Source organism: Microbacterium sp. bgisy207 (assembly GCF_057706855.1).
In genome coordinates this window covers 96,072-111,482 of the sequence record NZ_JBYIPB010000006.1, presented here as the reverse complement: position 1 = coordinate 111,482, position 15,411 = coordinate 96,072, and the positions used below count along the sequence as shown (strand labels likewise).

Annotated in this window: 14 protein-coding genes; 11 read left to right on the top strand and 3 right to left on the bottom strand. The window is 68.2% G+C overall.

Features of this window, described 5'->3' with window-relative positions; genetic code table 11:
- From thrC to prfA, 4 genes are all read left to right on the top strand, one after another.
- A complete protein-coding gene (gene thrC, locus AC3ENO_RS07365; protein ID WP_434969992.1) occupies nucleotides 1-1,089 on the top strand; it encodes a threonine synthase in 1,089 nt (362 codons plus the stop codon).
- Nucleotides 1,086-2,027, top strand: coding sequence for a homoserine kinase (gene thrB, locus AC3ENO_RS07360; RefSeq protein WP_434969991.1), 942 nt, complete (start codon nucleotides 1,086-1,088; stop codon nucleotides 2,025-2,027). The genes thrC and thrB overlap by 4 nt, the downstream gene beginning before the upstream one ends.
- A gap of 219 nt (nucleotides 2,028-2,246) precedes the next feature.
- Complete coding sequence (gene rho / locus AC3ENO_RS07355; RefSeq protein ID WP_434969990.1) at nucleotides 2,247-4,415, top strand: transcription termination factor Rho; 2,169 nt, start codon at nucleotides 2,247-2,249, stop codon at nucleotides 4,413-4,415.
- Nucleotides 4,416-4,429: 14 nt separating this feature from the next.
- Nucleotides 4,430-5,524, top strand: coding sequence for a peptide chain release factor 1 (gene prfA / locus AC3ENO_RS07350; RefSeq protein WP_434969989.1), 1,095 nt, complete (start codon nucleotides 4,430-4,432; stop codon nucleotides 5,522-5,524).
- A 9-nt stretch (nucleotides 5,525-5,533) separates the two neighbouring features.
- On the opposite strand, the gene AC3ENO_RS07345 is transcribed toward prfA, so the two are convergent.
- Nucleotides 5,534-6,547: a sodium:calcium antiporter gene (locus tag AC3ENO_RS07345; RefSeq protein WP_434969988.1), complete on the bottom strand. Its 1,014-nt coding sequence runs from the start codon at nucleotides 6,545-6,547 to the stop codon at nucleotides 5,534-5,536.
- 148 nt (nucleotides 6,548-6,695) lie between these two features.
- Between AC3ENO_RS07345 and AC3ENO_RS07340 the strand changes: the two genes are divergently transcribed.
- The 3 genes from AC3ENO_RS07340 to AC3ENO_RS07330 all read left to right on the top strand — a co-directional run bounded on the left by AC3ENO_RS07340 (nucleotide 6,696) and on the right by AC3ENO_RS07330 (nucleotide 10,500).
- Nucleotides 6,696-7,100, top strand: a complete 405-nt coding sequence (locus tag AC3ENO_RS07340) for a hypothetical protein (protein WP_434970093.1) — start codon at nucleotides 6,696-6,698, stop codon at nucleotides 7,098-7,100.
- 92 nt (nucleotides 7,101-7,192) lie between these two features.
- On the top strand, nucleotides 7,193-8,926 hold the full coding sequence (locus AC3ENO_RS07335) for an amidohydrolase (protein ID WP_434969987.1): 1,734 nt from the start codon (nucleotides 7,193-7,195) through the stop codon (nucleotides 8,924-8,926).
- The gene (locus tag AC3ENO_RS07330; RefSeq protein WP_434969986.1) at nucleotides 8,923-10,500 is read left to right on the top strand and encodes an MFS transporter; all 1,578 of its coding nucleotides are present in this window, start codon (nucleotides 8,923-8,925) and stop codon (nucleotides 10,498-10,500) included. The genes AC3ENO_RS07335 and AC3ENO_RS07330 overlap by 4 nt, the downstream gene beginning before the upstream one ends.
- A 4-nt stretch (nucleotides 10,501-10,504) precedes the next feature.
- On the opposite strand, the gene epsC is transcribed toward AC3ENO_RS07330, so the two are convergent.
- Nucleotides 10,505-11,083, bottom strand: coding sequence for a serine O-acetyltransferase EpsC (gene epsC, locus AC3ENO_RS07325; protein ID WP_434969985.1), 579 nt, complete (start codon nucleotides 11,081-11,083; stop codon nucleotides 10,505-10,507).
- A gap of 2 nt (nucleotides 11,084-11,085) precedes the next feature.
- A complete protein-coding gene (gene cysK, locus AC3ENO_RS07320; protein WP_375237235.1) occupies nucleotides 11,086-12,024 on the bottom strand; it encodes a cysteine synthase A in 939 nt (312 codons plus the stop codon).
- Between the two features lie 112 nt (nucleotides 12,025-12,136).
- Between cysK and prmC the strand changes: the two genes are divergently transcribed.
- The 4 genes from prmC to AC3ENO_RS07300 are packed head-to-tail and all read left to right on the top strand — an operon-like array spanning nucleotide 12,137 to nucleotide 15,390.
- Nucleotides 12,137-13,033: a peptide chain release factor N(5)-glutamine methyltransferase gene (prmC, locus tag AC3ENO_RS07315; protein WP_375237236.1), complete on the top strand. Its 897-nt coding sequence runs from the start codon at nucleotides 12,137-12,139 to the stop codon at nucleotides 13,031-13,033.
- A 31-nt stretch (nucleotides 13,034-13,064) separates the two neighbouring features.
- Nucleotides 13,065-13,775: an L-threonylcarbamoyladenylate synthase gene (locus AC3ENO_RS07310; protein WP_375237237.1), complete on the top strand. Its 711-nt coding sequence runs from the start codon at nucleotides 13,065-13,067 to the stop codon at nucleotides 13,773-13,775.
- A complete protein-coding gene (locus AC3ENO_RS07305) occupies nucleotides 13,772-14,929 on the top strand; it encodes an MraY family glycosyltransferase (protein WP_434969984.1) in 1,158 nt (385 codons plus the stop codon). The genes AC3ENO_RS07310 and AC3ENO_RS07305 overlap by 4 nt, the downstream gene beginning before the upstream one ends.
- Nucleotides 14,926-15,390: a Cg1360 family ATP-synthase-associated protein gene (locus tag AC3ENO_RS07300; RefSeq protein ID WP_434969983.1), complete on the top strand. Its 465-nt coding sequence runs from the start codon at nucleotides 14,926-14,928 to the stop codon at nucleotides 15,388-15,390. The genes AC3ENO_RS07305 and AC3ENO_RS07300 overlap by 4 nt, the downstream gene beginning before the upstream one ends.
- Nucleotides 15,391-15,411: the final 21 nt, after the last annotated feature.

The following is a 15,411-nucleotide window of genomic DNA, read 5'->3' as shown; positions in this document are numbered from 1 at the left end:
GTGGCACACGTGTGGCGCGGAGTCATGCACGAATACGCCGATCGACTGGGCGTGACCGCCGAATCGACCGTCGTCTCGCTGGGCGAGGGAGGCACGCCGCTCGTGCCGGCACCGGCGCTGTCGCGGCGCACCGGCGCCCAGGTCTGGGTGAAGTTCGAAGGGATGAATCCGACGGGTTCCTTCAAGGACCGGGGGATGACCGTCGCCCTTTCGCGCGCGGTGGAGCACGGCGCCAAGGCCGTCATCTGCGCCTCGACGGGCAACACGTCGGCATCCGCCGCCGCCTACGCGGCACACGCCGGCATCACCGCTGCCGTGCTCGTGCCCGAGGGCAAGATCGCGATGGGCAAGCTCAGTCAGGCCGTCGCGCACAACGGCCAACTCATCCAGATCCGCGGGAACTTCGATGACTGCCTCGAGATCGCCCGCGAGCTCGCCGACAACTACCCGGTGCATCTGGTGAACTCGGTCAACCCCGACCGCATCGAGGGTCAGAAGACCGCCGCCTACGAGATCGTCGAGGTGTTGGGCGATGCGCCCGATTTCCACTTCATCCCGGTCGGGAACGCCGGAAACTACACGGCATACTCCCGCGGTTACCGCGAGGAGGCCGATCGTGGCGTCTCCACGCGCGTTCCGCGGATGTTCGGGTTCCAGGCCGAGGGAAGTGCGCCGCTCGTGCGAGGAGAGATCGTCAAGAACCCCGAGACGATCGCCACCGCCATCCGTATCGGGAACCCGGCGTCGTGGGAGCTCGCCCTGGAGGCCCGAGCCGCCACGGACGGCTGGTTCGGGGCGATCGACGATGAGCGCATCCTCGCGGCGCAGAAGATCCTCGCCGGCGAGGTCGGAGTGTTCGTGGAGCCGGCGTCGGCCATCAGTGTCGCGGGTCTGCTGGACCGCGCCGAAGCGGGAGTCATCCCGGCCGGCGCGAAGGTCGTCCTCACGGTGACAGGTCACGGCCTCAAGGACCCGCAGTGGGCGCTGCGCGGCGCGGATGGTTCCGAAGCTCGGCCGACGGTCGTCGATGCGACGACCTCCGAGGTGGCCGCGGTGCTCGGCCTGACCTCGTCGGGGGCGACCGAGTGAGCGCAGCCGGGGTCGCAGAGCGCTCGGTTGCGGTACGGGTTCCCGCGACCAGTGCCAACCTGGGTCCCGGGTTCGACACGCTGGGACTCGCGCTCAGCATCTACGACGACCTCGTCGTCACGTCCCTCCCCGAACCGGGGCTCGACATCGAGGCCGAGGGTGAGGGTGCCGAGGAGATCCCGCGTGATGCGTCGAACCTGGTCGTGCGCGCCATGGCCTACGCGTTCGAGGCCGTCGGGCGTCCCGTGCCGGGATTGCGCCTCCGGGCACGCAACTCGATTCCGCACGGCCGGGGGTTGGGCTCTTCCGGGGCGGCCGTGGTGGCCGGGATCCTCGCCGTGAAGGGGCTTCTGGAGGGCGACGTCGAGATCGGGCCCGACACGATGCTCCGGCTCGCCACCGAACTCGAAGGGCATCCCGACAACGTCGCGCCCGCGCTCTTCGGCGGACTCACGATCGCGTGGATGGACGAGGCGGTGCCGCAGCACAAGAAACTCCTCGTCCACCGCGGCGTCTCTCCCGTGGTCTTCGTCCCGGGATTCACGATGTCTACGAGCGTCGCGCGGAGCCTGCAACCGCTGCAGGTCCCTCGGGAGGATGCCGTGTTCAACCTCTCCCGCTCAGCCCTGCTGGTTGCTGCACTGACGCAGAGCCCCGAGCTGCTGCTGGCGGCGACCGAAGACAAGCTGCACCAGAACTATCGGGCCCAGGCGATGCCCGAGACCGACAAGCTCGTGCGCGTACTGCGCGAGCACGGGTTCGCGGCGGTCGTGTCGGGGGCAGGGCCCAGCGTGCTCGTGCTGGCCGACGGTCCTGGCCGTCGCCTGGAAGCAGCGGCTGTCGCCGAGCGGGTCACCGACACCCCGTGGCAGGCTCATATGCTGGCCGTCGACGTCAAGGGTGGTACAGTGAAGGTGCACGCGGGGGGTTCCACGTAACCCGTGAATCTGGCCCCCGCCGCATATCTGCGAAGCCTCCGCAATTCCCTCGACACCCTTCTTCCGAGCATCCATGCCCGGAAGGACTCGAGGAGAGGCAGATGAGCACGAGACGCTGAGTCCCGCTCAGCACGTCGAGCCCGTCGCGGCGGCTTCTTCATCCGTGCGGATCCGCACATCATTCGATTCACCGCACATTAGGTACACAAGGGAGTACTCGTGGAGTCCATCTCCGAGGTCCACACCGACGCGTCCGAGAGCGACGCCGCTGAGCAGACCACCCCCGCGGCCGACGAGGCCGCCACGCAGTCCGAATCCGCCGAGGAGCAGCCCACAGCGGCGGCTCCGGAGGCCGAGCCCGCTGAGGCCGAGGCTGAGCCGGCCGAGGCTGAGCCGGCTGATGCTGAGCCCGCTGAGGCCGAGGCTGAACCGGCCGAGGCCGAGCCGGCTGAGGCTAAGGCTGAGCCGGCCGAGGCTGAGCCCGTGAGCGAGACTGCGCCCACTGCGCAGGCCGAGCCCGCTGCGGCGGCCGATACCGAGTCCGCGCAGCAGACGGAGGCCCCGCCTGCTGCCGAGTCCGGCACTCCGGCCGCGTCCGCTGAGCAGCAGGAGGCTGCCCCGCCGAGCGAGGCGGCCCCCGCTGAGGCGCAGCCGGATGAGGCTGCCGCGCAGGCGCCGACCAAGCCCGCACGCAAGCGTGCACCGCGCCGCGCCAAGAGCACGGATGCTCCCGCCCACACGTCAGCGGCTGCGGAGGCTCCGGCGGCTCCCGACGCCGAAGCTCCCGGTGAGCCGCCCGCTGCACGTCAAGCCCCCGCTGACACGAACGCGTCGGCAGAGGCCGCACCGGCCGACACCGCGCAGACCGACACCACGCAGACCGACACTGCGCCAACCGACGCCGCACCCGCGCGTAGCGACGAGGAGACGGCTTCCGGTGAGTCCGGGGAGGACTCCGGCGACGAGAGCACGCCGAGCCGCAGCCGCAGCCGCAGCCGGAGCCGGAGCCGCAGCCGCGCATCGGGCAACAACAGCGGTGGAAACAACGGCAACAACGGCAACGCCGGTGCGCAAGAGCAGCCCAAGGCCGCCGACGCGGACGACGAGGGCAGCTCGACCAGCGGTCGCGGTCGACAGCGCAACAAGCGCCGCGGACAGAACCAGAACGACGAGTTCGAGCCCGAAGTCGGCGAGGACGATGTCCTCATCCCCATCGCCGGCATCCTCGATGTCCTCGACAACTACGCGTTCGTGCGCACGACCGGGTACCTGCCCGGCCAGAGCGACGTGTATGTGTCCCTCGGTCAGGTCAAGAAGTACAACCTCCGCAAGGGCGACGCTGTTGTGGGAGCGATCAAGCAGCCACGCGAAGGCGAGCAGACGGGGCGTCAGAAGTACAACGCGCTCGTGAAGGTCGACGCCGTCAACGGTCTCTCGGTCGAGGATGCCGCCGGCCGGGTCGAGTTCAGCAAGCTGACGCCGCTCTACCCCCAGGAGCGCCTGCGCCTGGAGACGGCGCCCGAGAAGCTCACACAGCGCATCATCGACCTTGTCGCCCCGATCGGGAAGGGCCAGCGAGGCCTGATCGTCGCGCCGCCCAAGGCCGGAAAGACGATCGTGCTGCAGCAGATCGCGAACGCGATCGCGACGAACAACCCCGAGGTTCACCTCATGGTCGTGCTCGTCGACGAGCGTCCCGAAGAGGTCACCGACATGCAGCGCACCGTCAAGGGCGAAGTGATCGCCTCGACGTTCGACCGTCCTGCGGAAGACCACACGACGGTCGCCGAGCTCGCGATCGAGCGCGCCAAGCGCCTCGTCGAGCTCGGTCGCGACGTCGTCGTGCTGCTGGACTCGATCACCCGCCTCGGCCGGGCCTACAACATCTCGGCGCCGACATCCGGTCGCGTGCTCACCGGCGGTGTCGATGCGTCCGCGCTCTACCCCCCGAAGCGCTTCTTCGGCGCGGCCCGCAACATCGAGAACGGCGGATCGCTCACGATCCTCGCGACGGCGCTCGTCGAGACCGGGTCCAAGATGGACGAGGTGATCTTCGAGGAGTTCAAGGGCACCGGCAACAGCGAACTGCGTCTGTCGCGCCAGCTCGCCGACAAGCGGATCTTCCCCGCGGTCGACGTCAACGCCTCGAGCACTCGCCGCGAAGAGATGTTGCTCTCGCCCGATGAGGTCAAGATCACCTGGAAGCTGCGTCGGGCGCTCGCGGGCCTCGATCCGCAGCAGGCTCTCGAGGTCGTGCTCGGCAAGCTCAAGGAGACGTCCTCGAACGTCGAGTTCCTCGTGCAGATGCAGAAGTCGATCCCCGCGCCGACCTCGAACGGTCACGGTGGGGGAGGCCACGGCCACGGGCACGAGAACAGCATCCGCTGAGCGGGGAGCCCTTCATGCCCGAGCCGGCACTGTTCGACTCCCTCCGCGCCCTGATCGACGAGCACCGCGAGGTCCAGGCGGAGCTGTCTGACCCCGCCGTGCACGCCGACCCCGGCAGGGCCAAGCGCGTCAACCGCAGGTACGCCGAGCTCAGCCGCATCATCGCGGCGCACGACGCGTGGCGGTCGGTGTCCGACGACCTCGCCGCCGCGCGTGACCTGGCGCGTGAGGACGCGGCCTTCGCCGAGGAGATCCCCGCAATGGAGGAGCGCCTCGCTGAAGCGCAGGAGCGCCTGCGGCGCCTGCTCATCCCGCGGGACCCGGATGACGCACGAGACGTCATCATGGAAATCAAGCAGGGCGAAGGCGGCGCCGAGAGTGCGCTGTTCGCGGCCGACCTCCTGCGGATGTACCTGCAGTACGCCGCGTCCAAGGGGTGGAAGACAGAACTCCTGGAACGCAATGAGTCCGACCTCGGTGGATACAAGGACGTGCAGGTCGCGATCAAGGGATCCTCGAGCGACCCCGCCCAGGGAGTATGGGCGCATCTGAAGTACGAGGGCGGAGTGCACCGCGTGCAGCGGGTGCCGGCCACCGAGTCGCAGGGCCGCATCCACACCTCGACGACCGGGGTGCTCGTGTTCCCCGAGGTCGACGAGCCCGAAGAGATCCAGATCGACCCGAACGACCTCAAGATCGACGTGTTCCGTTCCTCCGGTCCGGGCGGGCAATCGGTGAACACGACCGACTCGGCGGTGCGGATCACCCACCTGCCGACCGGGATCGTCGTGTCGATGCAGAACGAGAAGTCGCAGCTGCAGAACCGGGAGGCCGGGATGCGGGTGCTGCGGGCCCGGCTGCTGGCCAAACAACAGGAGGAACGGGATGCTGCGGCATCCGACGCTCGTCGCTCGCAGATCCGCGGGATGGATCGCTCGGAACGGATCCGCACCTACAACTTCCCGGAGAACCGCATCGCCGACCACCGCACCGGCTACAAGGCCTACAACCTCGATCAGGTCATGGATGGCGCCCTCGAACCGATCATCGCGTCGTGCATCGCCGCCGACGAAGAAGAACGGCTGGCAGCCTTGGCGGCAGAGAGCTGACCGGCCGTCCTACGCCGTGATCGCGAGGGCGATCGTGGCGAGGTAGACGGTCGGGATGGCAAATCCCTCGAACCCGATCCCCTTCTTCTCGCGCGCGAGCAGCCCGACGGCCAGCACGGCAGACATGAACGCGGTGCCCGCCAGGAGGACGAGGCTGGACGGCCCCGCCGCGGCGTAGATCGTCCCCTCCGTGTAGAAGACGTCGGCGATCGAGATCATGAGGGTGTCGAACACGTTCCCGCCGATGATGTTGCCCACGCCCAGAGTCAGCGCGCCCATCCGCACCGCGGCGATGAGGGTGATCAGCTCGGGCAGAGAGCTCACCGCCGTCGTCACTGTGAACCCCGTGATGTCGCTCGGCCAGCCCGTGGCAGCGGCGACGCCGAGACCTGCCTGGCCGATGACCCAGCCCGTGCCCGCTGTGATCACCGCGAGCACCGCGAACGTGACCCACAGCCGGCGCAGCGACCGGTGCGAAGACGTCGTGTCATCGTCGTCGACGGTCTGAGATGTTCGGCGCGGACGCCACATCTCATCCGAGCGCATGCGGCGCAGCAACAGCAGGCTGTACACGTAGATGACCGGAATCAGGAGCGACACGGGGTGTATCCAGCCCCACGACAGCGCGGGAGTGGCGTACGCGATGACCGGAAGCGTGAGCAGGGCGACCAGTGTCAACGACTGGCCGAGGTTCTCCAGAGACGCCGCCGCGTGCTCCAGGTTCGCACGGCGATAGACCAGGTCCGCCACGGCGAGCCACACGGTCTGGATCGCCACACCACCCACGGGATTGGCCAGCGCGAATCCGGCGTCTCCCGCGACGGCACCCGTGATCGTCGTGATGATGCCCGTGAGAGAGGTCACCGCGCCCAGGAACACCGCCCCCGCGATCGCGCGCCCCATCCCGGTGCGCCCGGCCAGCTCGTCCGCGGTGTATGCCAGACGTGTGCCGGCGACCCACAGCACGCCGATCGAGCCCGTCAACGCGATCAGGCTCGGCCATAGCCCCCAACTCCCCGTCATCCCACCCCGTCCTCTCCCCAGCGGTCGCCTCGTCGGCCCGTCACCGTAACAGACACGCGTCGGCTGCGCAGTGCGCTTGACGCGAGCGCCCACCGGAGTCGGGATGCTGTCGAGTGGGCCCCGGACCCGCTACTGTCGGGGCGTGGTCATGTTCCTCATCCGTGCGCTCATCTTCGTGCTCTCGGCAGCTGTCGGTCTCATCGCCGCCGACGTGCTGCTCCCCGGCTTCCGCATCGACTGGCGGGACTGGTGGGGGTTCCTGCTCGCAGTGCTGATCTTCGCCGTCCTGCAGAGCGTGCTCTCTCCGTGGATCGCGACGGTCGCCAAGCGCAACGCCCCCGCGCTCCTGGGGGGGATCGGGATCATCTCGACGCTGGTCGCCCTCGTCATCGTGGTGGTGATCCCCGCCAGCGGTGTGAGCATCGGCGAGCCGTTCGTGCTGACGTGGATCCTTGCGCCAGTCATCGTCTGGCTCGTGACCGCCCTCGCCACGTGGCTGCTCCCGATGGTCTTCATCAAGAAGAAGGTCGAGGAGCGTCGAGCGGAGAAGTGACACGCCGCGCTCCGGGGTTGTGTCCCTCATCCCGCCTCGATACGGTGGGCGCGATCGACACCGGATGACGTTGCCTGGGGGGGCACTCGACGATGAAGAAGATTCTGAAGGCCGGCACGATTCTCACTCTCGACCCGCATCGCACGCGGGCCGAGGCCGTCGCGGTTGACGATGGTCGCATCGTCGCCGTCGGGACGGTCGATGAGTGCAGGACTGCACTGCCCGGCGCCGACATCGAAGACACGGGCGCTGCGGCGCTGCTCCCCGGCTTCATCGAACCGCATTCGCATCCCGTGCTCAGCGGCATGGCAACGATGCCTCCCGCGTACTGGATCGCACCGTGGTTCGCGCCGACCTGGGATGATGTCGTCGCCGTGTTCCGCAAAGCGATCGCGGAATCGGCGCCGGACGCGCCGCTGGCTTTCTTCGGGTTCGACGGTCTGCTGCACAAGCACACCGAGCCCAACGCGGCGGAGCTGGACGCGATCTTCGGTGACCGCCTCGCACTGCTGTTCGGAAACTCGGGACACACGTCCTATGTCACCTCCGCTGTGCTGCGAAAGCTGGGATGGATCGACAATCCGCCTGCGGATCCCGTCGGGGGCTTCTTCGATCGCAACCCGGATGGCTCCCTCACGGGCCGGGCGACCGAGATTCCCGCCGCGATGGCGCAGGCTGCGCCGGTGCTGGAGGCGATCGCGAAGGGCCCGCGTCCCCTGCAGGGGGCGGTGGAGTACTACATTCTGCTGGCCAGCGCCGGCATCACGGCAACGTCTGAACACACCTACCGCACAGATCTCAAGGGCGCCTATGAAGCGCTCGCGTCGTTGCCCAGTTCGCCGCTGCGCGTGTCGCTCTACCACATGTCCACCGAGCCGGACTGCGGCGAGCCCTTCCAGTCCAGCGCACCCGAGTCGATGCTGCGCAAGCAGGGCATCAAGCTCTGGGCCGACGGCTCGCCGTGGGTGGGGAACGTGGCGATGAGTGTCCCGTATCTGGACACGGATGTCACCCGAGCCGCGGGCATCACGCCGGGCGTCCCCGGCGAGAAGATGATGAACTACACCCGCGACCAGCTCGACGCCCTGCTCGAGGCGCACGTCGGCGAGGGGTGGCAGATGGCATTCCACGCCAACGGGGACATCGCGATCGACATCGTGCTGGATGCCTTCTCCACCGTGCTGGGACGGCACGGGCTCATCGACTCCGACCACCGGTGGCGCGTCGAGCACATCGGCGGCGCGCGCACCGACCAGTTCCGCCGTATGGCATCGATCGGCGTAGTCCCCTCCATGGGCCCGTTCCAGTTCTACTACTGGGGGGACCTTCTCGACGGGGGGATGTTCGAACCCGCGATCGGCGGATCCTGGCAGCGCTTCCGGGACGCGTTCGACGCGGGCGTTCGTCCGTCCTTCCACAACGACGGTTCCGTGTCTCCGCCGACCCCGCTGCTGAACATGCAGGCCGCCGTGACGCGTCGCAGCTCGTCCGGGACGCTCCACGGTCCCGAGCAGGCCGTGACTCTCGACGAAGCGCTTCAGGCGCACACCCTCAACGCCGCATACGCTCTCGGGATCGATCACGAGGTGGGATCGATCGAGGTCGGCAAGCTCGCCGACTTCGTTGCCCTCGACGCCGACCCGTACACGGTCTCTCCCGACAGGATCGGCGCGATCGGCGTGACGGGCACGTGGCTGGGCGGCGAACGCATCGACCTGGACGCGTTCGCGGCGGCCTCGCACCAGGTCGATGACAGCGACTTCGCCACACTCCGAACCTACGGCGTGCCCGCCTGCTGCCACCACGTGGTGAAGGCGTCCGAGTGAGCGTCGCCGCTGCGCCAGGTCAGGGGTCCGGCGCGGCGCGGCAGTCGGTCGCGGTGTTCGCCGTGCCATTGCTGGGCGTCATGGCCGGCGTGCAGACGGCGGACCCGACGATCGCGAGCACCGCGCTGGTCGAGTCATCGCGCGCACTGGGAATGGATGCCGGTGTTCAGGCGATCGCCGCATCGATCTCCACGCTGATGCTGGCCGCGACCGTGATCAGCACGGGTCTGCTGGCAGACCGCATCGGGCGCAAGCTCCTCCTGATGCTCGCGCTTGTCGCCTCGATCGTCGGTGGACTCATCGCCGCGGTAGCGTTCGATCCGATCTCGTACATGCTCGGTCGGGCAATCGCCGGCATCGGACTGGGTGCCGTCTTCGCCGCCTCGTTCGCCTACTTGCGGGCGGTGGTGCCGGCGCCGCGGCTGCCCGCGGCGATGGGTTCGTTCGCTGCGTACAGCGCCTTGACCGTCATCGGCGCCAGCTTTCTCGGCGGAGCACTTGCCGATGTCGACTGGCGGCTTGCGTTCCTCGTCACACCGGTCCTCGCCGGCCTTTCCGTCGTCGCCGTGGTCTTCGTCCTCCCCGGCGAGCCGCGGTCAGGTTCGGGACCCGCGGACATCGGCGGGCAGATCCTTCTGATATTGGGCATCATCGGGGTGCTGTACGGGATTAGTCACGCCGGGCGGGGACTGACCGAGCCCCTGACCTGGATACCCTTCGTCGTGGGGCTGGTGCTTCTGGCCGCATTCGTCCTCGTCGAGGCGCGCGTGCGCCACCCCTTCTTTCCCATCGACATCTTCGCGAACCCGGGCTTTCTGGCTGCCGTGGCGATCGGACTCGCGTTCAACATCTCGCAGGCTGTCGCCATCTTGCAAACCGCGAACATCTGGCAGTTCGTGTACGGCTTCCAGACGATCGAGGTTTCCCTCGCGCAATTGCCCATGACCGTCGTGTCGGTCATCGCCTCGGTGCTGCTGGGGCGTTGGCTCACCCGGGGGCTTTCGGTGCCGATGGCGATCATCCTGACCGGGACCGCAACGACGCTCGGCTTCCTGTCGCTTGCACTCACTCTCCTGTCGGGGTCGTTCTGGGCCTTCCTGCCCGCTCTCGTCCTGATCGGCTTCGGTATCTCCGGGCTCGTTCCCTACGGTGCCCTGATCATCAGGCTGGCGCCGCCCGAGCATTTCGGGGTCGTAACCTCCTCGCGCACGACGATCGGACAGTTCGGCTACGCGCTGGGGTTGTCCGGTGGCGTGATTCTCGTCAACGCGCTGGCCGGTGACGACTTCTCGCGCCGTCTGGCTGAGGCCGGCGTACCGCCGACCCGACTCGGTCAGGCGCTGGATGCGGTGCAGCAATACACGCAGTCCGGCACAACGCCGTCGTCTGCAGAGGGCGGCACCGCGCTGCTGGCGGGAGCCGCGGAGGCATATCGCGACGGCTTCGTCGCAACAGCGATCATCGTCGCGATCGTGATCGCCGTCCTCTCGGCGGCCGCGGTCATCCTCTACCGCCGCTGGGACCGGATGCAGGCCGCAACGCAGTCAGGGGCGGCGTCAGCGTCCGGGGCGTGACGCGTCAGATCTGGTACTCCGGCATTGTCAGAAGCGCCCGGGTGTCCATGCCGTCCTTGCGCTTGCGGGCCTTGGCCGGGATCCCCGTGAGGACGCTGTCGGCCGGTGCGTCCCTCGTCACGACGGCGTTGGCGCCGACGACCGAACGCGCACCGATCGTGACGGGCCCGAGGATCTTCGCCCCCGCACCCACCGCGACCTCATCGCCCAGCGTGGGGTGACGCTTCCCGCCTTCGCGCTGGCGTCCGCCCAGCGTGACCTGGTGGTAGAGCATCACATCGTCACCGATCTCGACCGTCTCACCGATCACGACTCCCATGCCGTGGTCGATGAAGAACCGTCGTCCGATCCGGGCACCCGGATGGATCTCGATCCCCGTGAGCCAGCGGGTCAGCTGTGAGCCCGCGCGGGCGAGGAATCTCGCGTTGTGGGTCCACAGCCAGTGATTGACGCGGTGAGCCCAGATGGCGTGCAGACCCGAGTAGAGCACTGCGATCTCGATGCCGCTACGGGCCGCCGGGTCGCGCAGCTTCGCTGCCGCAATGTCTTCACGGATGCGGCCGACGATGCGTCGGACTCCCATCGTCAGTCCTCGCGCAGGTGCTCGAACAGGGCAGTCGAGAGGTAGCGCTCGCCGTTGGAGGGAATGACGACCACGATGTTCTTGCCCGCCGCCTCGGGGCGCGAGGCCACCTGCAGGGCTGCCCACACCGCCGCACCGCTGGAGATGCCGACGAGAATGCCGTCCTTGGTTCCGACATCGCGCGCCGTTGAGATCGCGTCGTCGAACTCGACGTCGATCACCTCGTCGATGACGCCCTGGTCGAGGATCTCGGGGATGAAGTTGGGACCGATGCCCTGGATCTTGTGTGGTCCGGGCTTGCCTTCGGTCAGCAGCGGAGAGTCCTTCGGCTCGACGGCGACCACCTTCACGCCGGGGACGCGCTCCTTGAGCACCTGCCCGACGCCGGTGATCGTGCCGCCGGTGCCGATGCCTGCGACGAAGTAGTCGACCTTGCCGTCGGTGTCCCGCAGGATCTCCTCGGCGGTGGTCTTGCGGTGGATCGCGGGGTTCGCCTCGTTCGCGAACTGCTTGGCCAGCACCGCCCCCGGCGTCTCTGCGGCGATCTCCTCGGCCTTCGCGACGGCGCCCTTCATGCCCAGGGCCGGGTCGGTGAGGACCAGCTCTGCCCCGTAGCCCTTGAGAAGGAGCTTCCGCTCGGTCGACATCGACGAGGGCATCGCGAGGATGACACGGTATCCGCGTGCCGCGCCGACCATGGCCAGGGCGATACCGGTGTTGCCACTGGTCGCTTCCACGATCGTGCCGCCCGGGGGCAGTTGACCGGACGCCTCGGCAGCATCGACGATCGCGATGCCGAGGCGATCCTTGACGCTGGAGGCCGGGTTGTAGAACTCGAGCTTTGCCAGCACGGTGCCCTCGACGCCCTCCGCGACGCGGTTCAGTCGGACGAGGGGGGTGTTTCCGAATGCACTCGTGATGTCGTTGTGGATACCGGTCATTGCGGGGCCTTTCGGGCGACGTAGGTGACGACCACTCAGCCTAGGCGAGCCTCACCTGATCGGGCCCGATTGTGACGAAGAAGGTCCCATCGCCCTAGGCTTGGGGTCGCTCATGCCCCCTCAACGCCCCTCCGACCCCGCCCGCGCCCCGCAGAAGATTGCCGATCAGCTCGCGACGGCAGCGGACGCCCTGGCTGCGGCGGGCCTTCCCGACCCGCGCGTGGATGCCGAGCTGCTGCTGGCCCATGTCCTGGATGTCGGTCGGGGAGAGCTGCAGGCGGCGGCGTTGCGCGGTGAGGTGATCGAGCCCGCGACGGGAGAAGAGTTCGCCCACTGCGTCACACGTCGCGCGGCTCGTGAGCCCCTGCAGCACATCACCGGAACTGCCCCGTTCCGTCATCTCGAGCTGCGCGTCGGTCCGGGCGTCTTCGTGCCGCGTCCCGAGACCGAGACTCTTGTCCAGATCGCCATCGACGCGCTGCGCGCGTCGGCCTCGCCCGCACCGATCGCGATCGATCTCGGCACCGGGTCCGGCGCGATCGCGCTCGCGATGGCGACCGAAGTGCCCCACGCCCGTGTCTACGCGGCAGAGAACGCCGTCGATGCGTTCGTGTGGGCCAAGGAGAACTTCGCCCACGTCGGGGCGCACAACGCGACGCTCGCCTTCATCGACCTGGCTCGCGCGTTCCCCGACCTCGACGGCACCGCTAGTGTCGTCGTCAGCAATCCGCCGTATGTCCCGGAAGCGGCGATCCCACGCGATCCCGAGGTGCGCTGGTTCGATCCCCCCAGTGCGCTCTACGGCGGCGTTGATGGTTTGGACGTCGTCCGCGAGGTCAGCGCCTCCGCGCTGCGGCTTGCTCACCCGGGGGGAATGGTCGCCATCGAACATGGCGAGAACCAGGGCGCGGCGATCCGCGAGCTGCTGGCCGCAGACGGGTGGCGCGCCCCCGCCACCCACATGGATCTCACGCGTCGCGACCGCGTCACGACAGCGCTGCATCCGTAACCACTGCCTCGTTCCGTAGACTGGGCACGCCATGTCCGACGTCTTCGACTGCCGCGACGACGCCCAGCTCTTGCCCGGCATGCGACAGGCACGCCAGGCGATCGGCCGGGGCGCCCTCGTCGTCATCCCCACCGACACCGTCTACGGTGTCGCCGCCGACGCTTTCAACGCCGCCGCCGTGCAGCGCCTCCTGGACGCCAAGGGGCGCACCCGCCAGTCGCCTCCTCCTGTGCTGGTGGCGGGCGTCGCGATGGTGCGGGCGCTCGTGGCCGAGGTGCCCGAACCCGTCGAACGGCTGATCGACCGATTCTGGCCGGGAGGGCTCACGATCGTCCTTCCCGCGCAGCCCTCGCTCACGTGGGACCTGGGGGAGACCCGAGGAACCGTGGCGGTCCGCATGCCCGACCATCGCATCGCCCTCGAACTCCTCGAGGAGACCGGCCCGCTCGCCGTCTCGAGCGCGAATCTCACCGGGGAGGCCGCGGCCATCGACGCGCTGAACGCGCGCCAGATGCTCGGCGATCGCGTCGACGTCTACCTCGATTCGGGACCTGTGCCCACCGGCGTGCCCTCGACGATCCTCGACGCGACCGGACTCGCTCGTCGCGAGCCGGGCCACGCTCGTATCCTGCGCGAGGGCGCCGTGAGCGTCGATGAGATCCGTGACGTGATCGGCGACCTTCTCGAGGATCCTTCGGCGCCGCACGCCGACACGGATGCCGACGCCCCCGGATCCGCGTGAAGCAGTACCTGTTCGTCGTCATCCTGACCGCGACCATCACTCTCGTGCTGGCGTGGGCGGTGTGGCAGCTGAGCATGCGGTACAAGCTCTACCCCGGCATCCGCGAGCGTGACGTCCACAAGACCCCGACGCCCCGGCTGGGCGGTGTCGCGATGTACATCGGAATCGTCGCCGCCTTCCTGGCCTCGTCACAACATCCGTTCTTCTCGATCTTCTGGGCCGATCCCGCCGCGGTGTGGGCGATCCTCGGGGCGACGACCCTCATCGTCATCGTCGGGGTGGCCGACGACGTGTGGGACCTCGACTGGATGATCAAGCTCGGTGCGCAGTTCGTTGCAGCCGGGATCATCGCCTGGTTCGGCAAGCTCCAGATCCTGTCCCTGCCGATCGGCGGCCTGACCGTCGGCTCCAGCTGGATGAGTTTCGTGCTGACGGTGCTCTCGATCGTCGTCGTCATGAACGCCGTCAACTTCATCGACGGCCTGGACGGCCTGGTCGCCGGCGTCGCCCTCATCGCCAACGCTGTCTTCTTCGCCTACTCATATCTGCTGGTGCGCGATGCCGGCGCCACGACCTACTTCAATCTGGCGTCGTTCATCGCAGCCGCGCTCATCGGCGCCTGTATCGGCTTCCTGCCGCTGAACTGGACGCCCGCCAAGCTGTTCATGGGTGACAGCGGCGCGCTCATGCTGGGTCTGTTGATGGCCGTGTCCGCGATCGCGATCACCGGTCAGATCACCCCATCCCAGCTCGATCCCGACAACTTCGGCAGGTCGCAGCTGTTGGGTGCCTTCATCCCGATCCTCCTGCCGATCACGATCGTCCTGCTGCCGCTGCTGGACTTCGGTCTCGCGATCATCCGCCGGGTCAGCGCCGGCAAGTCGCCGTTCTCCCCCGACCGCAAGCACCTGCATCACCGGATGCTCGACATGGGGCATAGTGACCGGACCGCCGTTCTGATCTTCTACGCGTGGACCGCGGTGATCGGACTGGCGATGCTGCTGATGTACATCGGCACGGCCTCCGACTGGCCGGGGGAGTACCTCATCGGCGTCGGATTCGGTGCCCTCGGCGTCATCGCCTGCCTCGTTGTGACCCTCATGCCCCCCGAGCGCCGCCCCGCGCGCGCCACGACCGCCCAGGAGGCCTCGTGAGTACCGTGTCCAGCACCCCGATCCTGCGGACGACCCTGATCTGGTCGGCGATCGTGACCGGGGCTCTTGCCGTCGCAGGCTCCGTCGTCGGCTATCTCGTCGCGGGCGAGTCCGGTCTGTGGAGCGCACTGGTCGGCGTGCTCCTGGCGGCGTTGTTCCTGGGAATCACCGGCATCAGCATCCTCGTGGCCAACCGCTGGTTCGGCACGGACCTGTACGTGCCGCTGTTCTTCGGGATCGTGCTCGGTGGATGGCTGTTGAAGTTCGTCGTCTTCTTGATCGTTCTGTTCGTCGTCCGCGATCAGCCGTGGGTCAACTCGCTCGTCTTCTTCGTCGCCATTGTGGCGGGGGTTCTCGCCTCGCTTGCGGTCGATGTCATCGTCGTGACCCGCATGCGCGTGCCCTATGCGAGCGACACGACCCTGCCGACGACCGACCCTGACGAGGCCCCGGGAGACTGACGCGGCGCCCGGAGCTCTCCG